The following is an 18,632-nucleotide window of genomic DNA, read 5'->3' as shown; positions in this document are numbered from 1 at the left end:
CTATTTTTACTATTTTTTTGGTTCCTCTCTATCATTCTATTTTATTGACAAAAAGTCAACTTTTTTTACAATAAAAATAAGTATAATTTAAAGTCTCATAGTAAAATAAAGAGAGGTTTCCTTATTTAAATAACAGACTTAACTTAATTCTTTATTTTTGACAAAAAATTCAGCTCATGAGATGCTCTAATTGCACTAAACAACAAAAAGAGAGAAGGTTGAATTTTTATGGCAACAATGGTATTTGTAAATTTCCCAGTAACAGATGTAGCACGTTCTACAGAATTTTACGAAAAATTGGGATTCAAAAAAAACCAAGAATTTTCTACCGAAGAAACAAGCTCAATGGTTTGGGATGATAACTTTTGGGTTATGTTGTTAAATCATGATTTTTACAGTAAATTTATCAAAGACAAAAAAATTGCAGATACAAAAACAACTAGTGGTGTTTTAGTTGCGTTTAGTCTGGAAAGTGCAGATGCTGTGAAGAAATTTGCTGAAACGGCTAAGGCAAATGGTGGCGATTTTTATAAGGTTGATATGGGTATTCCAGAAGATATGATGTTTGGTCTTGAAGTGCAAGATCCAGATGGAAATTCTTTGGAACCGACATGGATGAGTATGTAAAAAAACAATACACATAAGTTATAATTTTGAGTTTGGGCCAATAGTCAGAAAAAATCTGATTTTGCCCCAAACTCATTTTTCTTAATTTATCTAATTTTTATTTCTATAGGCGTTATCATCAAAAGATCAGCATTCTCATTGTAACTGTCAATTGTTGCAATTATGTGTATATTAAGACCTTCTGAAATGGAGTCAGGAATGTTATCACCTGTTAAATGTAAATCGTAAGTAACATTCTTATTGTTAATTTGAAAATTAGCTCCACTATTACCATTAGAGTCATAGTTACCAGGCGTTATTAAGAAATCATATCGAGTTTTATTATTTCCGTGTAAAGACATGTAAGCAATATTTCCATCAAACTCTACTTTACGATTTTTATATTTTTCTGCAAATTCTTTGTAGGCTTTATAATCGTCAATACCTGTTAATACATTTACAAATTCTGAATTATTTTCAACAGTAATAATTTCATTATCTGCTTTTTCTTCTATTTTTACTTCTTGAGTAGAAGAAGATTCAGACTTCTTTGGTGAGTTAGACGTGCTATTTTCTCTTGTTAAAGAATGACTACTGCTTTCCTCTTTAGAATTAGAAGGTGTGCTATCTTCCTGAGGGAAAACATGATAAATTATTACTACTTCCGCAGTTTTATCAAAAGAGTCACCTTTTTCAAATTTTGTATCACCATCAATTGATATAGAATCTACATCACCTTCTTTAGATAATAAACCTATTTTTAAGTCAGCTTCTTCTTTTAATACAATGTCCTCAAATCCAGCTTGGTTGAAAAGTTTTTGTACATCTTCATAATTTTCTTTCTTTAATTCCTTTGCACTTGCTGGAGTTTTTATCATTGTATCTTCTTTTTTCTCACTATTACAGCCAACCAATATAAAACTAAAAAAAATTACCACAATAGTAAACAAAAAACCTTGTATCTTTTTCATCTTAATAATCTCCTCGTGCGATTCATATGTAACGACCATTCATTTAATTATAAATAATGCTACCTGTCATTAGTAATTTTGTTTAAAATTTAACTGTAAGTTTTCTTCCTAAATCTATTATACAATCATTCTTGTACGTTCCCACAAATTTCCCATCATGTTTGATTGTTATTTAATTATGAATTGAATTAACTTGATTTCATACGGATATTTTGATTTCAACTTTTCTGATATTTTTAAATTCAACTTTTTTTATAAAATGAAAATCAATGTTCTCTGAAAAATTTTTATCGCCTATCACTTATGTATTTTCTGCGTTATTTAATCTTTAATATGGGTATTTGAGATAAATCAATATTTCATTTCCAACGGTTGGTTATCTAAATTACTGTTAAAAGCTACCAAGTTAATTTTTAGACGTTTTAAATTAGAGTGCATTGCCTAATTACACCTCGTCAATAATACGCACTAGGCAGGCTCCTATAGCCGTTAAAAATAGAAGTACAAAAAAAGAGTCATCAATGTAATTGCACCTCTCACCTGATAAATTATGCTTTTATAAGTCATCAAATTGCTCAGTGGTTTGTTTAAATATTTGTTCTGCTTGCTTTACCCATTGCCCTTTTGCTGATGTTTTAAAACTGGATAGATAACTGGAACTTGTACTTTTTAACCCGATCATCTTTTCTTTTTCCATTTGGTTCATCATTTGTTTACGATTTTCAGATGTTGCATGGCTTTAATTAGCTACAAATGTTTGAATCAACTTTTTTTCTAATTCTTTTCGGATATCCGCTAAATTTTCTTTTAGTGCATCTAACATTTAAGAATTCCTTTCTTTTCTTGCTAGTAACATATCCTCTTCATAGGACATTCTTTTTTTTTGATACGAAAGCCTTTGTTCTTCTTGCTCATCATCTAATTTATTCAATGTTTTCTTAATGACCATTTGACCTTCTTCTTGCGCTTCTTGAAGGAATCTATAAGCTTGTTGCAATGCTTCAGGTTCAGTAGCTTCTTCACTTTTTGCCATGTATCTTACATAATCAGCTAAACTTTCAATTTCCCTACGGAACGCCCGATTCTCCTGATGAACATCCTCTATTGTTTCTTTTATTTGTTGTTTTTCTTTTCTATAGTCTGTTTCTAAAGCATCCAATTTTTTAGATAGCTCTTCTTCTTTGTCCATTACATGCTCCTTATCTGATTCGCTAACTCTTGGTCTGTTTGTAATTGTTTCGTAATTGACTCCCTTATTTTCTGTAATAATTCATCATAATTTCGGCTTATCTTTGTAGCTTTCGCTAATTTCTCCTCATATTCACGGACTGGTTCTCTTACAATATTATTTTCTGTTGCATTTCCTCTAGCTAATGCATCTATACACTCTCCATAAGATAAATGGGAACCCGTATTTTCAGCATTCGATTTGGTTGTTCTCCACAAATCTCCTGCATTTTTGATACCGTCTGTATACATTTGTTTGAGCTCTGTAATTTCGCCACTGATTGTTTGTTTCATCCCTTGGGTGATTGCCATTGCTTCTGATGCATCAAGAAAAATCTCTTCAGATTTAGAAAGACCACCACCGCTTTTCATAAGACTCTTTCTCATCATATCTATTGCAGATAGTTGTTGAGTTACCATGTATTTAGCCAGTTGGAGACTCCCTTCTTTTGGAGCCTTAATACTTCCATCTTTATTAAAATCATATCCACCCCACATATGTTGGTCAATAAGTCCTACTTTTTTGGAGTTTATTCTAATAATATTTCCTACTGATAGTTTACCCGAACCATAACCGATTGCTATAATGTCTTTTGAATCAACATAATTAAATAATTTGTTTAGTTTTGTTAATGCATCTGCCGTTGCTTGTTGTTTTGGGGAAAGAACACCATAGATATTTGGCCCTTCATAAAAAAATCCACCTGCAATACGTAAACTATCCTTATCAGATAAATCTGAAACTGCGTATTGCGCATTCATGGAACCTAATGAGTGTCCCTAAACAAATACTTGTGCATTTGGATATAGTTCCATGGCATTTTTTAAGGTTTCTGCCGAAGACTGCAATTGTGGCGTTGCTACTGCTCCACCACCATTAATCACTTGTATTCCAGTGGGAATATCATTTAATAACCAGTCTTTGGCAGCATCTGATGATAACTCAAAAGAAGAACCACGATAAATTACCGTAACTTCTTTTACTTGGTTTCTTTGTTCGATTGATGAAGAGGCAGGACAATACTTATCTGTAATAACAAAAGATTGTTCTCCAGTGGATTTATCATTCACAATGGATATCACTCCAACTAAATCATTATTATCAAGTCTGACTTCATCTTTTATTAACCATTCTTCGTATTCTTTGGATGCAATTTCAACACGTTCCTCATCAGAATAAGCTTTAGTCATCAATTGTTCCCCCTCTCAATTTCTCACCTAATTTCGAAGAGTTACCTGAAATTACAGATTTTTTAAACTGCCCATTATTGTTTTTGTCTAAATGAAACCTTACATATAACTCTTTATCTGCATCAATGATTAAAGTACCGTTAATTCCACCCATAGGATTATGTTTGATACTTTCTTCATCAATTTCATACGATTTAATAATTCCTTCTTCTGTGAGTGCTTTCGGGTCTAGTACTTTTAAACCATTCTCAAATACTTCTTTTGCTTCTTGACTATTCACAATCTTAATCATTTTATCCTCTTGTTTCTTATTGTCTAACATCACTTTCCCTCCAATCCCAATGGTAATTATTACAATAATACCTATAACTACTAATAGTTTCTTTTTCATTTTCCACCTACTTTTTCCATTTACTAAAAAAGTGTACTTATCATAATTAAACTTTAATTCTAATTACTATTTATTTTACGAAATGTACAATAAAATTGATAGAGTTGAAACTATGAATATACTATTTTTATATGTTGAAATTATGATTTTTATCCAAGTTTGTCCATTTAAAAAGAGTTTGCAAGTTTTTACACTTACAAACCCTTTTCTTATTATACTAAGTTATTAATTGCTTGCTGTAGTTCAATAACAGCATGCTCAATATCTATTTGGCTAGCCTCACTGCTATCATATACGTATTTGGCATCTGCAAGTTTAATCATTAAAATTGATCAAGTTATTATCTTAAAACCACCAAAACAGGTTCCTAGGACTTAATAAATATAGTCTTCAAAAATCGGTGATTTTATTTATTTAATTCTTGTACATCTCCCATAAAATCAAATTCCAACCTTCCCCATTATCAACTTTATTCGTTGAGTTATACATACGCCACTTTAATGCTATATTAATAACAATAATGAAAATACCAACTATGGTGCAACTTTACAAGCTATTGCAGATAGTTTAGGGAATACCTTTGATGTATTTATAAAATATTATGCTCATCCTCAAGAGAAATTACAGAAAAAAATAGCTTGTATCGACTTAAAAAACTAGAGTAATTGCCCTAATAGATACACTAGTTTTTCTACAAATTATTACATCGCTTCGTTCATCAGAACTTTTATGGAGACATTAAAAAAAACCTAAACCTATATGTACTAAGGTTTAGGCTTGAACTATGCGGCCAAGAAGACTCGAACTTCCACGGGGTTGCCCCCACCAGCCCCTCAAGCTGGCGCGTCTGCCATTCCGCCATGACCGCATTTTATGTTTTATGAAATAAGTGTATCTTAACATATGATAAAATACGGCCTACCTTTTGTCAATGGTTCATCTAACAGGCAAACGTACATAATAAAAGTTAACGCTGCTGCTTATACGCATATACTTGACATAGCTCATCATAAGCCCTACTGACATTATTTGGAATTTCTACTTCCCCGATGTAATTACTTCCTTTTGGTCCGTAACCATATTCATCGTTTCTCAATCGAGGAATCTCCCCTAAAACTAAAGACAGAAAATATTCTTTTGTCCATAAACCATTAAGTCTATCATCTTCAAAAAGAATGGTTTTATCTATAGATTTCAGATAAGGCACGATTGGTACATAATTTGTAAACATTGTGTTCGTTTCTTGCCAATGTTTTTCAAAGGTCGCCTTGATTCTTCTTTGTAAAATCGGATCTTCCAGTAATAAGACCTTCTTTTGCGCTATTCTAGCTTTTTTTACAACCTCTAAAGAAAAGAGTGCATTTTCACCAGAATTGGTTGAGTGCATTTCTGTTAAGAATAACTCTGGAGCTATATCATATTTCATTTTATAATACTCTAAATACATTTCAGTTTCACTAGCATCCGAGACGTCAATTCCCATATTTTTAAAATTATTTCGTAAAAAAGGCGTAGCGTGACCGATACCACCTACAAGTAAAACCGCAGATACTTTTTTTTGTTTATATAAGTGTATCAGTTCATCGGCAAGATAAGGAAGACTATTTCCAGCCAAAATTGCTAAATCATAGCTTCCTGTTATTTTTTCTTGTGCAGCTAAATAGTTGATTACTTCATTCCATTGGCGAATCATCTTGTTCCCTACTTTCCTTTTCCGTCAATAATACAAAGAGGGTAGCACAAAAGTGTTTAGCTCTTCTTTCTCAGAGCTAAACACTTTTGTCTAAACTTCTACAAGTTTCCCTCGACATTTGCCGCAAACAAATTTTTGGGTATTGACTCTACGTTTTCTTAAAATCAATGTTTGACATTTTTCGCATTGATATTGATGATAAGATTGCGGCTTTTGCTCTACTAAAGGTCGAACATAACGACTTCCACCCGTTTTTTTTAACAATGTCTTAAAGTCAGAATCTTTATGCTGATAGCCCTTGCCGTCAATATGAAGATGATAATGACATAATTCATGTTTGATGACTTTGATTAATTCGTCTTCGTCATAAAGTTCAATAACTTTCGGGTTAAAATCAATATCATGAGAATTTAAATGATACCGCCCACCTGTGGTTTTCAACCGTCGATTGAAAAAAGCTTTATGCCTAAACTTTTTTTCAAAAAAAGCCAACGAAATTTCTTCTACTAACTTTTGTAACTGTTCATCGGTAAATACTGGCTTTGTTGGTTTTCCTTCTTTCGAAAAACTGCTCAAAATCAATCTTTCCTTTCAGCTTGCGGCAACATCGTTAGACTAATGCGCCCTTTCTTCATGTCTACATCTTCTACCCAAACGGTCACAACGTCTCCTACAGCAACGACATCTGTAGGATGTTTAACAAATTTTGTACTAAGTTTTGAAATGTGGACTAAGCCATCTTGTTTTACACCAATATCAACGAAAGCACCAAAATCGATAACATTTCGAACTGTACCTTGCAACTCCATTCCAGATTTAAGGTCTTCCATGGATAAGACATCTTTTCTTAAAAGAGGAGCAGGCATTTCATCACGCATGTCTCTTCCTGGCTGGACTAATGCTTGGATGATATCTTTCAAGGTTTCACTCCCAACAGCTAATTCAGATTCTAATTGATCTAATGACAATCCTTTAATGCTTTGGGCAGCTTCTGGAGTTCCAAGTTCTGCTAATTTAACGTTGGCTTTTTCTAAAATTGCCTTAGCAACATCATAACTTTCTGGATGAATCCCTGTATTATCCAATATGTTTTTCCCATTTGGAATTCGCAAGAACCCAATCGCTTGTTCATAAGCCTTTGGACCTAAACGAGGAACTTTTTTAACTTGATTACGAGCCGTAAAGGCACCATTTTCATCTCGATAGGCCATTAAGTTTTGAGCAGTCGTTTTGTTTAAACCAGAAATATGTTGTAATAATTGTGGGCTAGCTGTGTTTACATTTACGCCGACTTGGTTAACAGCTGTTTCTACAACAAAATCCAATTGTTCTGCTAAACGTTTTTGGGAAACATCATGTTGATATTGACCGACGCCGACCGCTTTCGGATCGATTTTTACAAGTTCTGCTAAAGGATCTTGCAAACGGCGAGCAATACTGACCGCACTTCTTTCTTCTACTTGTAGATCTGGAAATTCAGTTCTCGCTACATCACTCGCAGAATAGACAGACGCTCCTGCTTCGTTAACGATCACATAGAAAACGTCCCGTTTGATTTGTTTTAATTGTTCAGCAACAAATAGCTCAGATTCACGGCTAGCTGTTCCATTACCGATCGCCACCATTTCAACTTGATACTTTTCAATCAACTGATTAAAAGCAGGACCTGCTGCTGCACGTTTTTCTCCTGAAGCTGGTTTGTGAGGATAAATCACTTGGATCGCTAATACTTTACCTGTGGCATCGACAATCGCCATTTTGCATCCTGTTCGGTAAGCTGGATCAAACCCTAAAACGACTTTGCCTTTCAATGGTGGTTGAAGCAATAGATTACGTAAGTTCTCACCAAAAATATTGATTGCTTGTTCATCGGCTTTTTCAGTCAATTCATTACGAATCTCACGTTCGATGGCTGGACCAATAAATCGTTTGTAACTATCCAAATACGCTGTTTCAACATAAGGCGCTGTTGGAGATTGTTTATTATTTCCAATCAATTGTCGTTCTAAATAAGAATTGATTTTTTCTTCCTCTACCAAAAGAGTAACTTTCAAGATATCTTCTTTTTCACCACGATTTGTTGCTAAGACCCTATGAGAAACCATTTTACTAACAGGTTCAGAAAAATCATAATACATTTCATAAACTGATTTCTCGTCTTTCTCTTCGTCTTTAACTGTACTTACGTATTGCCCATGTTTAAAGGTAAAATCACGAATCCAAGTACGGAATTTAGGCTCATCGGATACTCGTTCAGCAATGATTTCATGCGCACCTAGCAATGCTGCTTCCGCTGAATCAACTTCTTTTTCAGCATCCACATATTTATCAGCCTCAGCCGTTACATCTGCCTGAGCTGGAAAGCTCATTAACCAGTCTGCTAAAGGTTCTAGTCCTTTTTCTTTGGCAATTGTTGCTTTGGTACGACGTTTTTGCTTGTAAGGGCGATATAGATCTTCCACTTGCTGCATTTTTGTCGCTTTTTGAATGGATTTAGCTAACTCATCTGTCAGTTTTCCTTGCTCTTCGATTAAACGAAGTACTTCTTCTTTGCGTTTCTCTAAATTACCTAAGTAGGTGTACCGTTCTTCAATTTCACGAATTTGCACTTCATCTAAACTGTTCGTCATTTCTTTACGATAACGGGCAATAAAAGGAACAGTGTTGCCTTCACTTAATAAAGTCAGCACTGTTGTGATTTGTTTGGGACGATATTCTGTCAATTCTTTCTGAAGTAAATCAACTACTTCTTGGTTATAAGCTTCTGCCATATTTACATACCTCTCTTCATTAACATACTGTTTCATTTTAGCATATTTTCTTGTTGAAATATAGGACGAGCAAAAAGCTTAAAAAAGACTTTACTCGGTTCAAATAGAAACAGTTGTTTAAAAATCAGGCTGCCAAGGTCCATTTAAATTTTGATATTCAATATCTTGCACGATTCCATTTTGATCGAAAATCACACCATGAACGGAACCACCAAACACAGCGCCCCCATCAATCCCAATTTTATTATCGGACAGCCACAAGTCAGTTGTCTCCATATCTCCATGAAGCATTGGAGTAATGGTATGACCAAACACAATTTTTTTACCTGTATGATTTTTTCCTTGATGAAACGCCTCTCTGATCCAGATAAAATCATGCGGACTCGTTTCATGCCAGTCTTTTTTAGTTAAGTCTACTCCAGCATGAACAAAAATATACTCTTCCCATTCAAAGTAACGTGGCCGCTCAGTCAAAAATTCAATCAACTCTTTATATCTGCTGCGAATCATCATGCTGATCTCAGTTGGGGAATATTCTTCTGTTGCTCCTTTATGAAGCAAACTTTCCATCGTTTCTTTACCACCGTTACGAATGTAACTAGTAAACCAGTCCTCTGGTTTATTTAGAAACTGCAGAAAATATTCTTCATGATTTCCTCTAAGGTAAACGGCTTTATATTTCTCAACCAATTCTTTTCCAAGTAAAAAGCTCTCTTTTGTTTTGGGGCCACGATCATTTAAGTCACCGATCAATACTAATTGATGCATCTTCGGATCAAAGTATTGGATCAATTTTTCAAACAACTCGTATTCCCCGTGAATATCACTGATTGCGTAGATAAATTTTTTCATAAACTAAGCTCCTTTTTACCATTCTTTTTCTATATTATAACGCAAAAAACAACATGTACTTCAGATTATCAATTCAAAACATATAGGGACAGTCGTTTATTTAGGAATATTTTAAAAATTGAAAATTAATCTTAGACTTTTCATGAAAAAGAGAGTAAACTTATATGAATGACACGATGTCATAAAATTAGTAGAAAAGAGCTGAAATTTATGAAGAAAAAAACAATTTTCGGTATTCTTGCAGTTTTAGTTGTTGTGGTTGCTATTTTCTTGATCGTTCAAGGAAATTCAGGAAAATCAAAAGCTATTACTGTTCGAACTGGTGAAGTAAAAAACGAAACGATCGTTGAAAAACTTTCTACAACCGGTACGTTAATTCCCAATCAAACACAAACACTTATGGGAACTGGTAATGTTGTCGATGTGTTTGTCAAGACCGGTGATAAAGTAGAAAAAGACAAAGTTTTAGCAACATATGATAACGGCTTACAATTAACTGCCGGATTCAATGGCACGGTCACTCAGGTCAACATTAAAGCCAAACAAGCCGATACAAATGCTCAGCAAGGAAAACCATCGATTCAGCTAGATGATCTTTCTACCTTAAAAGTTCAACTAGCATTATCTAACTCAGAGGCTTCTGCTGTAGCTGTTGATCAAAAAACGGAAATCACAAGCGGTAATGAAACGTTTTCAGGAAAAGTCGCTGAAAAAGATCCTGCTGCTCAAAGTACTCAATCAGCAACAGGAACAAGTGCAAGTTTAGGTGCCGTTGTAACCTTTGATCAAGCACCAGAAAAACTGTTCGCAGGTTTTGATGTAGATGTCGATATCACAACAAATACCGTTGAAAATGTCCTAGCCTTACCGATCGAAGCTTTAACCTATAATGATAAAAATGAACCGATTGTATTCGCGGTTAAAGATGGCCGTGCCAAAGAAACAAAAATTGAAATCGGCATTCAATCAGATAAATTGATCGAAGTCAAAAGCGGACTAAAAGAAGGAGAAACGGTGATTCTTTCTCCAAGTTCTGATATCAAAAACAATACTGAAGTAACCAAAGAATAGAAGGTGAAATGATTGATCGATTTAAAAGATGTAGTAAAAATCTACCGTACCGGCGGAGAAGAACTAGAAGCTTTAAAACACGTTTCTCTGCATATTGCAGAAGGAGAATTCACTTCTATTATGGGTCCTAGCGGTTCTGGTAAATCAACCATGATGAATATTCTTGGTTTATTAGATCGTTTTGACGAAGGAACCTATCACTTGAACGGACAAGACGTTACCAATTTGACGAGTAACGAAAGTGCTCACGTTAGAAATAAAGAAATTGGTTTTGTTTTTCAATCCTTTAATTTGATGCCGCGGATGTCCCTACTAGACAATGTTGCTCTACCGATGGTTTATTCTGGTATTTCGGCAAAAGAGCGCAAAGAGCGCGCATTAGAAGCTTTGAGAAAAGTGGGTTTGGCAGATCGTATAGCTCATAGACCAAATGCTATTTCTGGCGGACAAAAACAACGTGTAGCCATCGCTCGAGCTATCGTAAATGATCCAGCCGTTTTAATGGCTGATGAACCGACAGGTAATTTAGATTCAAAAACAACACTGGAAATCATGAAGATTTTCCAAGATTTAAATGATACTGGTACAACTGTTGTCATGGTTACACATGAACCGGATGTAGCGCAATACACGAAGCGAATCGTGTCATTTAGAGATGGTGAAATCATTGATGATCAACCAGTATTAGATCGAAAAACACTATAGAAAGGAGCCATTTTCATGGGAATTATTGAAAGTTTCAAAATGGCGATCGATAGTATTCTAGCGAATAAAATGCGTTCGTTTTTGACTATGCTGGGAATTATTATCGGAATTGCAGCTGTGATCGCTATATTAGCTGTGGGTAATGGTGCGACTAGTCAAATCACAGGCACATTCAGCGATTTGGGTGCTTCTACGATTTCTGTTTCTACTAGTCGAGACGCAACCGATAGTCAAAAAATCACCAGTAAAGACATCAAAGCATTAAAAGATGGCATCCCGCAAATCGACCATCTCTCTCCTGTTGTTTCAATCCAAGCAGTCGGAGCCGCAAATGAAAAATCAAAAGCAACATTGATCATGGCAGGAACGCCTGATTTACAATATACCAATCAAACAATGGATAAAGACATCGTCTATGGTCGTTATTTCAATACAACCGAATACTCTGAAGGCAGCAAAGTAGCTGTAATTAGCGCTGACACCGCTCGCTATTTTTTCAACGGACGAGAAAACGTTGTGGGTGAAAAAATTAACTTACGCGGACAAAAAGGACAAATCAGTGCCCGAATCATCGGCGTAACCAAAAGTACCGTAGAAAAAATGGTTGGCTCTTTTGACGAAGAGGAAATGATGGGTTATGTCTCCATTCCACTAACTACAGCGGATAATTTAAATCCTGATGCCACTAAAATCACTAGTTTAACTGTAATTGTCAAATCCAAAGATGATATCGATGCAGTTTCGAAACAAATCGTAAATATCCTCTCTGTTCGTCACAATACAGTCGGTGAAAAAGTCTATACTGCAACGAACTTCTTGCAAGCACTTGATCAAGTGAATAATGTTTTAGGTTTATTTATCAACTTTATTGCAGCTGTTGCGGCAATTGCTCTGCTTGTTGGAGGTATTGGTGTGATGAATATCATGCTTGTTTCGGTAACGGAACGAACTAGAGAAATTGGAACAAGAAAAGCGTTAGGCGCAACAGATAGTAATATCTTATTTCAGTTTCTGACAGAATCGGTTATTCTGTGCTTGATTGGTGGACTGATTGGATTAACATTAGGTGCAATCTTGGCAGTTACTGTTGCTAGTGCTTTGGATATCACAGCACAGTTTACGTTAAGCTCAATTGTAGCTGTACTTTTATTTTCAAGTGCTATTGGGATTTTCTTTGGTGTTTATCCAGCAAGAAAAGCTGCGAAACTTGATCCAATCGAAGCATTACGTTACGAATAATTATTTAATATTGTAAAGCAAAATCAGGACGAGACTATTTTCTCTGTCCTGATTTTTTATTTATCCTTTTTTCATTCCAGAAGCGATGAAGTTGAACAACTCCTCTGGAATTTGAAAATGACCAAATCTCAAGCGTGATCGATACTCCTGCCACAATGGAAAATCTGCAGCTGCTTGTAGTGGAACGGATTGAATATTTTCCAAAAAGGTAATGTCTTTTCTATTTGGAATAAAGCCTGGAGCCATTTCAAATGGATAGGCTTCTCCTGGTAAAATTTGTCCCAACGCAATGAACTCTTGGCAAGGCTCTTTGGTTTTCATACTTTGCTTAGGTGCATAATAAATCAGCCAATCACCTGCCTTCATTCTATTCAGAGGAGCTGACTTTCCGTGACATAACTGGCAAAAACCACCTGCTACACCAAGTTCTACATGATCCTTAGATGCAACACCGATCCAATACTTCATAGTATTCCCTCCTTTTCATTCTTATAAGTTAATCGTTTCCCGACTGTCCATTCCTAGAATCACGATGGCTTGAGTGAAGTGAATTTCGTATAATGCCAACATAGAGCCAGCTTGTTCGATATTATCTTTATAACTAGGAATTTTTTGAATCCATTGGTCTGCTACCTCATAAACGGTCAAATCACTTGTTTTCACTTTTGCATAATGTACACGAACATGATTAGTATCAAGGGTCGGAATTGTTGTAAACGCAACATTGGGATTTGCTTGAAACTCAGTGATTTTTTCATTTCCTTTAAAGGTTGAAAAGAAGAGACATTTTTTGTCTTCATCATAAAAAAAGTTGACGATTCTTACATTCGGTATTTTCTCAACACTTGTTGCTAAAGCGATCTCTGTTTGTTCACTCATTATTTTTTTAAATGCTTCTGTTAGTGTCATAAAATAATAGCTCCTTATTTTTCATTTGTCTGACTGACAAATTCATTCTAACAAACAAACCCTGACAACTGATTGTCAGGGTTTGTTAAATCTTTTTAGAAGCTTCTTTATTTTATAATTTATTCAGTGTCCAAGTAACCGTATCTCCATCTTTTAGAAAATATTCCACAGCTCCAACATCTGGTTGTTTGCCATTTACGTCGTACATCCAATATTTACTTGCTTTTGCATCTTGTAGATGACCGTCGATACCACTGACAAAATCTTTCGACATTTCTATTTTATAGTTTGTTTCCATGACTGTTTGCAACGACTCATCTTTTTTAACGTTTACTTCTTTTTTGTCGAACTCCTTATCGTCTTCCTTCAAAATAATCGTGACTTTAAGCAAATCTTCACTTGATTTAGTTGTATCTTTTTTGTCTGTTGCTTTGCCGCAAGCACCTAATAAGAAGAGCACCATAACGACCATAGTTGCTTTTATAATTTTTTTCATTTTTAATTCCACCTTTATTTGAATTATTTTATATCATATTTGATTAAAATACGTTGAAGCTTCTTTTGAATTGACCTAAAAAGCAAACACGAAAAGAAAGCATTTGCAAAGCAATAGGAAATTGTATAAGGTATGGCAGTCACTAGTAATGCTAGATATCGTTGCCAAGAAAAATAGCGATCGATCGAAAAAACTGTCCATACGTCCATGAAAAAGGAAAAGAAAAGTCCTGCTAAAATTCCATAAAGCGCTAAAAACCAATAGCTTTTTCTAAGTATCTTCTGTATCAAAGGTAAGCCAGCAAGAAAACCGATTAATCCCCAAGAAAACATTTGAAATGGTGTCCACGGACCTTGACCAAATAACATATTTGATGTAATAGCTGACAACGAACCTACTAAAAATCCTACCTCAGATCCTAAACAAATACCTGAAATAATAATAATCGCCGTCATCGGTGTAATCGCTGGAATCATGTAAAACAAAAACCTACCTAAAACTGCAATCGCTGTTAATAACGCAATCAAAACTAATTCTTTACTATTTAACTGTTTTTTTTCATAGCGATAATAAATTGGAAAACAAGCACCTATCGCTAATAACATAGAAATTATTTGATATTGACTGGCTTGAAATAATGAAACACCTATCATACATAATAGCAGTACAAGCAACGCTCTGAAAAAAAATCGTTTGGTGTTATTTTTGATCATCTGTCACACCCTCTACTGCTCTACACGCATCAATCACTTGTTGGGTTGTAACTAAAGTACGAAAGGTCTCGCGAGAAACTCGACTAGCCGCAGTTGTATAAAATGTATGACCACTGAAAAATACTTTTGGTGCTGCCGTTGTCAATACATTATTTTGGAAAAATAGTCCGCAACGGTCAGATAATTCTGCAGCAAAATCCAAATCATGTGTTACGGCTAAAATTGTTTTACCTTGTCTTGCTAGCTCTTTTAATACCTTAATTAGTTGCTTTTTCCCGTAGTTATCAATTCCTTTTGTCGGTTCATCCAGTAACAAAATTTTTGAGTCAGTTAAAAGTAATTTACCTAATGCCGCTCGCTGACATTCTCCACCGCTTAAATCTAAAGGATGTTGTGATAAGATTGTGTTTAATTCGAACAAATTTGCAACAGTGTTTATCTTTTTTACTTGTTCCTGTTCATCCATTTTTATGTTGTCTAAATAATTTTTATAGTCCTCTTCCACTGAATCTTTGATAAAAAGTGTTTGAGGATCTTGGGGTAAATAGGCTACAGCTTTTTGATTTTTTTTGATTGGTTGATTAAAAATAGTGATTTTCCCTCGGTAACATTTGTAGATTCCGGCAATGACTTTCAACAATGTGGTTTTCCCAGTTCCATTCCCTCCAACCAAAGAAAAAATTTCTCCTTCATACACCTCAAAATCGACACCTGCTAAAATATCCCGTCCACTTTTTTCATAGCGAAACCAGCAATTTTTTAATTGAATACTTTTACTTGCTAGGTTCTGAGCAACTAGCTCTGGGGGTTCTTCCTGTGATGAAACAATAGCAGGAAAATGGCGAGCTAAAAATCGCTTGCCTTCGATGACATTGACAGGACATTTATCCTGTATCCCACTCTCCAGATAAATTTGCGCAGCACTAGGCAAACTAACGATAAATCGACTAAGCTCAGGTTTATTGCTCTTAATTTCATTGGATATACGTCTTGGCTCATCTGCAAAAATCAGTTGACCTTTATCAAGAAGAACAACTTTATCCACCTGAGAAAAGACTGATTCCAATCCATGTTCAGCTAATAAGATCGTTAAGCCCATTTCTCGATTTAGCCTTACAAGTATATCAACAAAATTTTGTGAAGCGATCGGGTCAAGTTGGGTTGTCGGTTCATCTAAAAGCAAAATATCCGGTTTCATCACCAAAACAGAAGCTAGATTTAGCAGTTGCTTTTGCCCACCAGATAATTCGCTTGTTTTAGATTCAAGTAATGCTTGAATACCTAGAAAGCTAGCCATTTCAGCGATTCGGCTTTTAATTTCAGAAGCAGATATACCTATATTTTCCAAACCAAAGGCCAGTTCCTGCCAAACACCATCTGTCACAATCTGGTTTTCAGGATTCTGCATGACATAGCCGATTTTACTGGTTGTAAAAAGTTCTGGAAGATCAGTCATTTTATTATTATTTAGATAGATATTGCCGGTCTGTTTTCCAGCAGGTGTAAGTTGTGGTTTTAACAGTTTTAATAACGTTGATTTACCACTGCCTGAAGCGCCGCAAACCAAAATAAAAGCACCTCGATCAATTGATAATGTCAATTCTCTCAATATAGGTTGATCACTTCCAGCATATTGAAAACTCAGATTTTTGATTTCAAGATAGTCCATACGATCGTCTCCCCTACTTGATTAATCAACGGTAACAATGCTAAAACAAAAAGAAACAAGTAATTTAACCAGTGTTGTTGTACTAGTAAATAGACATTTTCTTGATAAGGATAATAATTAAATTGATAATGCCCGTCCATCATTCCTAAAATAAAAAAAGCACTTGATAGAATAATCATGATCAAAAATAACGTATCCATTTTTCTCCAACGATAGCTCAGTCGGCTGCTTCTGATCATCATCCCATACCCACGTGCCTTCATAGAGTCTGCCGTGTCCATTGCATTTTCTAAGGACCAGGAAAATAAATTTCCAAATAAATCCATCCCATAAGAAGCTCTTTCTTTAAAACTTTGTTTTTGTGCTCCTTGAACCGTTTTTTGTACTTGATTTAACTCTTGATAATACTGCCTAAGTAGCGGTATAAAACGAAAAACTAGCGTTAAAATCAATGTCGCTTTAGGAAATCGTTTCCCGAAAAGATAAAAAAATTGCTCCGAGTCTACTGCCACCTGGAAATTTTGAAATAAGTAGATTACTGTCGCAATCATCATACCCATAAAAAAACCATAGATAAATGCTTCTTTAGTAATCGGTTTATTCAATAAAAAAAATAATATCGTTGCTCCTCTATGAACAAATAAAGGATTCGTCACAGTTATAAGAGCTAAAAAGATCAAAGGATAAATCACTGACTTTTTTTGCTTTCCTTTCAAATAAATCAACTGAAAAAATAAGCTTCCAAAGAAAAAAATACTGATAATCACTGGATTTGTCGTACTCATTACGATCAATAACATCACTATATAATAGCTAGAAATGACCAGAGGATGCGGTTGTCTAAAAAGTACTTTGTTCATATCAGACTTCCTTTCTTTACTTGTTGGTTACTCTTGGATAATAAAAAAACAGCCTACACTGTTATTTTAAACACATTTAATTTTCTATTGATTCATTCGCGTCATAGCCTTTTTAGCTTAAAGCAACATTCATATTATATAAATCTACATAACGAAAGTCAATAAATCTTGATTATTCACTGGTGTACAAACATTTAAAGATCTATTACATCACCTAAGAGCAGATTTTTCGTTATAATAAGGTAAACGATTCTCGATAAATAAACAAAGGAAGGATATAGTTCTATGAAAACAGAACGTCTACTAGCAATCACGATGATCTTATTAGAAAAAAAACAGATCAGTGCCCCTCAGTTAGCTAAAATGTTAGAAGTTTCAGTCCGAACTATTTACAGAGATATTAATTCTCTTAGTGAGGCTGGAATACCAGTAACCTCTTGCCCCGGCGTAAATGGCGGTATCCAAATTATGGACAATTACAAAATAGATAAAAATTTTTTTACCTCTTCAGATATTACGTCTTTACTGATTGCGTTAGAGAGTTTATCCCAAAACGTTTCTCCAATTCAAACAAATCAACTATTTCAAAAAATAAAAACACTTGCCCCAGAGGATTTTTTAGAAGAAATTGAATTTAAAACCAACCAAATTACAATCGATTTAACTCCTTGGACCCGTAATCATACACTGCAACCTTTTTTAGAACTCATCAAATCTGCTATGGACCAACACCGCATACTTGAGTTTGGTTACGAAGATAATCAAGGAAGAAAAACCAAACGAACTGTTGAGCCTTATCGTCTTGTTTTGAAGGAAATCAGTTGGTATTTACAAGCCTATTGCTTAGAAAAAGCTGATTTTAGAACCTTCAAAATTTCTAGAATGCTTGATTTAGACTTGTCATCCTCGACTTTTATTCCACGAGAATTTAAAGCAAAACCTTTGGGAAATGAACCATTCTACGGTAAAAATTTTACAATCACTACTCTCAAAGTAACGCACAAGATCAAAGAACAGTTGATTGATAAATTTGGACAATTACGTTTTTCTCCTTCTAATGATTCTGATAGATTGATTGTTGAATTTCCTTTTATGGAAGATGAGTTTGGCTATAATTTACTTTTAGGTTTTGGTAATCAGTGTGAATGTCTTACGCCACCTCATGTTAGGAACGAATTGAAACGACGTATCGAAAATTTGCTTGAACTTTATCAATAACCATAGATAGCATAAAAAAGCTTCTCAGCTTGTACGGATATAGTACAGTC

21 protein-coding genes and 1 tRNA gene are annotated in these 18,632 nt (G+C 34.7%); 5 read left to right on the top strand and 17 right to left on the bottom strand.

Going from position 1 to position 18,632, the window contains the following annotated elements; translation table 11 throughout:
* Nucleotides 1-228: 228 nt before the first annotated feature.
* Nucleotides 229-627 (top strand): VOC family protein, encoded by a 399-nt coding sequence (locus tag IGJ02_RS06580; protein ID WP_010761031.1) that lies wholly within the window; start codon nucleotides 229-231, stop codon nucleotides 625-627.
* An 86-nt stretch (nucleotides 628-713) separates the two neighbouring features.
* Here the strand turns inward: IGJ02_RS06580 and IGJ02_RS06575 are convergent, their stop codons facing one another.
* The 11 genes from IGJ02_RS06575 to IGJ02_RS06525 form a co-directional block, all read right to left on the bottom strand.
* A complete protein-coding gene (locus tag IGJ02_RS06575) occupies nucleotides 714-1,577 on the bottom strand; it encodes a DUF4839 domain-containing protein (protein ID WP_430603741.1) in 864 nt (287 codons plus the stop codon).
* A gap of 556 nt (nucleotides 1,578-2,133) precedes the next feature.
* Nucleotides 2,134-2,274, bottom strand: coding sequence for a hypothetical protein (locus IGJ02_RS06570; protein ID WP_430603739.1), 141 nt, complete (start codon nucleotides 2,272-2,274; stop codon nucleotides 2,134-2,136).
* Between the two features lie 126 nt (nucleotides 2,275-2,400).
* Nucleotides 2,401-2,766: a hypothetical protein gene (locus tag IGJ02_RS06565; protein WP_430603737.1), complete on the bottom strand. Its 366-nt coding sequence runs from the start codon at nucleotides 2,764-2,766 to the stop codon at nucleotides 2,401-2,403.
* Entirely contained in the window at nucleotides 2,766-3,566 is an 801-nt protein-coding gene (locus IGJ02_RS06560) for a hypothetical protein (RefSeq protein ID WP_430603736.1), read from the bottom strand. The genes IGJ02_RS06565 and IGJ02_RS06560 overlap by 1 nt, the downstream gene beginning before the upstream one ends.
* Nucleotides 3,567-3,584: 18 nt before the next feature.
* Entirely contained in the window at nucleotides 3,585-3,995 is a 411-nt protein-coding gene (locus tag IGJ02_RS06555) for a hypothetical protein (protein ID WP_430603733.1), read from the bottom strand.
* Nucleotides 3,988-4,386, bottom strand: a complete 399-nt coding sequence (locus tag IGJ02_RS06550; RefSeq protein WP_010761025.1) for a DUF1310 family protein — start codon at nucleotides 4,384-4,386, stop codon at nucleotides 3,988-3,990. The genes IGJ02_RS06555 and IGJ02_RS06550 overlap by 8 nt, the downstream gene beginning before the upstream one ends.
* Nucleotides 4,387-5,171: 785 nt before the next feature.
* Nucleotides 5,172-5,254 (bottom strand) — tRNA-Leu (locus tag IGJ02_RS06545).
* A 99-nt stretch (nucleotides 5,255-5,353) separates the two neighbouring features.
* The gene (locus IGJ02_RS06540; RefSeq protein ID WP_010761024.1) at nucleotides 5,354-6,079 is read right to left on the bottom strand and encodes an ElyC/SanA/YdcF family protein; all 726 of its coding nucleotides are present in this window, start codon (nucleotides 6,077-6,079) and stop codon (nucleotides 5,354-5,356) included.
* 90 nt (nucleotides 6,080-6,169) lie between these two features.
* Nucleotides 6,170-6,655, bottom strand: coding sequence for a SprT family protein (locus IGJ02_RS06535; RefSeq protein WP_430603732.1), 486 nt, complete (start codon nucleotides 6,653-6,655; stop codon nucleotides 6,170-6,172).
* 2 nt (nucleotides 6,656-6,657) lie between these two features.
* Complete coding sequence (locus IGJ02_RS06530; protein ID WP_430603731.1) at nucleotides 6,658-8,850, bottom strand: Tex family protein; 2,193 nt, start codon at nucleotides 8,848-8,850, stop codon at nucleotides 6,658-6,660.
* 117 nt (nucleotides 8,851-8,967) lie between these two features.
* Nucleotides 8,968-9,702: a metallophosphoesterase gene (locus tag IGJ02_RS06525; RefSeq protein ID WP_430603729.1), complete on the bottom strand. Its 735-nt coding sequence runs from the start codon at nucleotides 9,700-9,702 to the stop codon at nucleotides 8,968-8,970.
* A gap of 210 nt (nucleotides 9,703-9,912) precedes the next feature.
* Between IGJ02_RS06525 and IGJ02_RS06520 the strand changes: the two genes are divergently transcribed.
* From IGJ02_RS06520 to IGJ02_RS06510, 3 genes are read left to right on the top strand one after another with little or no spacing between them, the layout of a single operon-like run.
* Nucleotides 9,913-10,773 carry an efflux RND transporter periplasmic adaptor subunit gene (locus tag IGJ02_RS06520; RefSeq protein ID WP_430603727.1) on the top strand — a complete coding sequence of 287 codons (861 nt, stop codon included), beginning with the start codon at nucleotides 9,913-9,915 and terminating at the stop codon, nucleotides 10,771-10,773.
* Nucleotides 10,774-10,785: 12 nt separating this feature from the next.
* Nucleotides 10,786-11,478: an ABC transporter ATP-binding protein gene (locus IGJ02_RS06515; protein WP_010761019.1), complete on the top strand. Its 693-nt coding sequence runs from the start codon at nucleotides 10,786-10,788 to the stop codon at nucleotides 11,476-11,478.
* A gap of 15 nt (nucleotides 11,479-11,493) precedes the next feature.
* The gene (locus IGJ02_RS06510) at nucleotides 11,494-12,717 is read left to right on the top strand and encodes an ABC transporter permease (protein WP_430603724.1); all 1,224 of its coding nucleotides are present in this window, start codon (nucleotides 11,494-11,496) and stop codon (nucleotides 12,715-12,717) included.
* Between the two features lie 60 nt (nucleotides 12,718-12,777).
* Here IGJ02_RS06510 and IGJ02_RS06505 read toward each other — a convergent pair whose 3' ends face one another.
* The 6 genes from IGJ02_RS06505 to IGJ02_RS06480 all read right to left on the bottom strand — a co-directional run bounded on the left by IGJ02_RS06505 (nucleotide 12,778) and on the right by IGJ02_RS06480 (nucleotide 17,364).
* On the bottom strand, nucleotides 12,778-13,185 hold the full coding sequence (locus tag IGJ02_RS06505) for an EVE domain-containing protein (protein ID WP_430603723.1): 408 nt from the start codon (nucleotides 13,183-13,185) through the stop codon (nucleotides 12,778-12,780).
* 21 nt (nucleotides 13,186-13,206) lie between these two features.
* Nucleotides 13,207-13,626, bottom strand: coding sequence for a pyridoxamine 5'-phosphate oxidase family protein (locus IGJ02_RS06500; RefSeq protein ID WP_010761016.1), 420 nt, complete (start codon nucleotides 13,624-13,626; stop codon nucleotides 13,207-13,209).
* Between the two features lie 112 nt (nucleotides 13,627-13,738).
* Nucleotides 13,739-14,122: a DUF4430 domain-containing protein gene (locus tag IGJ02_RS06495; protein WP_010761015.1), complete on the bottom strand. Its 384-nt coding sequence runs from the start codon at nucleotides 14,120-14,122 to the stop codon at nucleotides 13,739-13,741.
* Nucleotides 14,123-14,145: 23 nt separating this feature from the next.
* Nucleotides 14,146-14,835 carry an ECF transporter S component gene (locus tag IGJ02_RS06490; protein WP_010761014.1) on the bottom strand — a complete coding sequence of 230 codons (690 nt, stop codon included), beginning with the start codon at nucleotides 14,833-14,835 and terminating at the stop codon, nucleotides 14,146-14,148.
* Nucleotides 14,822-16,504 (bottom strand): ABC transporter ATP-binding protein, encoded by a 1,683-nt coding sequence (locus IGJ02_RS06485; RefSeq protein WP_430603721.1) that lies wholly within the window; start codon nucleotides 16,502-16,504, stop codon nucleotides 14,822-14,824. Before IGJ02_RS06485 ends, IGJ02_RS06490 begins: the two co-directional genes overlap by 14 nt.
* Nucleotides 16,477-17,364 carry an energy-coupling factor transporter transmembrane component T gene (locus tag IGJ02_RS06480; protein WP_430603719.1) on the bottom strand — a complete coding sequence of 296 codons (888 nt, stop codon included), beginning with the start codon at nucleotides 17,362-17,364 and terminating at the stop codon, nucleotides 16,477-16,479. The genes IGJ02_RS06485 and IGJ02_RS06480 overlap by 28 nt, the downstream gene beginning before the upstream one ends.
* 285 nt (nucleotides 17,365-17,649) lie before the next feature.
* Here IGJ02_RS06480 and IGJ02_RS06475 point away from each other — a divergent pair, with 285 nt between their 5' ends.
* Nucleotides 17,650-18,582 (top strand): helix-turn-helix transcriptional regulator, encoded by a 933-nt coding sequence (locus IGJ02_RS06475; protein WP_010761011.1) that lies wholly within the window; start codon nucleotides 17,650-17,652, stop codon nucleotides 18,580-18,582.
* Nucleotides 18,583-18,632: the final 50 nt, after the last annotated feature.

Source organism: Enterococcus sp. DIV0724b (assembly GCF_050531475.1).
Classification (GTDB): Bacteria; Bacillota; Bacilli; order Lactobacillales; family Enterococcaceae; genus Enterococcus_L; species Enterococcus_L haemoperoxidus.
This window is presented reverse-complemented; position numbering and strand designations above follow the sequence as displayed.

Bases quoted from the DNA above. Each gene is read 5' to 3' on its own strand.
- IGJ02_RS06580 (WP_010761031.1), top strand. From the start codon at position 229: ATGGCAACAATGGTATTTGTAAATTTCCCAGTAACAGATGTAGCACGT.
- IGJ02_RS06575 (WP_430603741.1), bottom strand. From the start codon at position 1,577: ATGAAAAAGATACAAGGTTTTTTGTTTACTATTGTGGTAATTTTTTTT.
- IGJ02_RS06570 (WP_430603739.1), bottom strand. From the start codon at position 2,274: ATGGAAAAAGAAAAGATGATCGGGTTAAAAAGTACAAGTTCCAGTTAT.
- IGJ02_RS06565 (WP_430603737.1), bottom strand. From the start codon at position 2,766: ATGGACAAAGAAGAAGAGCTATCTAAAAAATTGGATGCTTTAGAAACA.
- IGJ02_RS06560 (WP_430603736.1), bottom strand. From the start codon at position 3,566: ATGAATGCGCAATACGCAGTTTCAGATTTATCTGATAAGGATAGTTTA.
- IGJ02_RS06555 (WP_430603733.1), bottom strand. From the start codon at position 3,995: ATGACTAAAGCTTATTCTGATGAGGAACGTGTTGAAATTGCATCCAAA.
- IGJ02_RS06550 (WP_010761025.1), bottom strand. From the start codon at position 4,386: ATGAAAAAGAAACTATTAGTAGTTATAGGTATTATTGTAATAATTACC.
- IGJ02_RS06540 (WP_010761024.1), bottom strand. From the start codon at position 6,079: ATGATTCGCCAATGGAATGAAGTAATCAACTATTTAGCTGCACAAGAA.
- IGJ02_RS06530 (WP_430603731.1), bottom strand. From the start codon at position 8,850: ATGGCAGAAGCTTATAACCAAGAAGTAGTTGATTTACTTCAGAAAGAA.
- IGJ02_RS06525 (WP_430603729.1), bottom strand. From the start codon at position 9,702: ATGAAAAAATTTATCTACGCAATCAGTGATATTCACGGGGAATACGAG.
- IGJ02_RS06520 (WP_430603727.1), top strand. From the start codon at position 9,913: ATGAAGAAAAAAACAATTTTCGGTATTCTTGCAGTTTTAGTTGTTGTG.
- IGJ02_RS06510 (WP_430603724.1), top strand. From the start codon at position 11,494: ATGGGAATTATTGAAAGTTTCAAAATGGCGATCGATAGTATTCTAGCG.
- IGJ02_RS06505 (WP_430603723.1), bottom strand. From the start codon at position 13,185: ATGAAGTATTGGATCGGTGTTGCATCTAAGGATCATGTAGAACTTGGT.
- IGJ02_RS06500 (WP_010761016.1), bottom strand. From the start codon at position 13,626: ATGACACTAACAGAAGCATTTAAAAAAATAATGAGTGAACAAACAGAG.
- IGJ02_RS06495 (WP_010761015.1), bottom strand. From the start codon at position 14,122: ATGAAAAAAATTATAAAAGCAACTATGGTCGTTATGGTGCTCTTCTTA.
- IGJ02_RS06490 (WP_010761014.1), bottom strand. From the start codon at position 14,835: ATGATCAAAAATAACACCAAACGATTTTTTTTCAGAGCGTTGCTTGTA.
- IGJ02_RS06485 (WP_430603721.1), bottom strand. From the start codon at position 16,504: ATGGACTATCTTGAAATCAAAAATCTGAGTTTTCAATATGCTGGAAGT.
- IGJ02_RS06480 (WP_430603719.1), bottom strand. From the start codon at position 17,364: ATGAACAAAGTACTTTTTAGACAACCGCATCCTCTGGTCATTTCTAGC.
- IGJ02_RS06475 (WP_010761011.1), top strand. From the start codon at position 17,650: ATGAAAACAGAACGTCTACTAGCAATCACGATGATCTTATTAGAAAAA.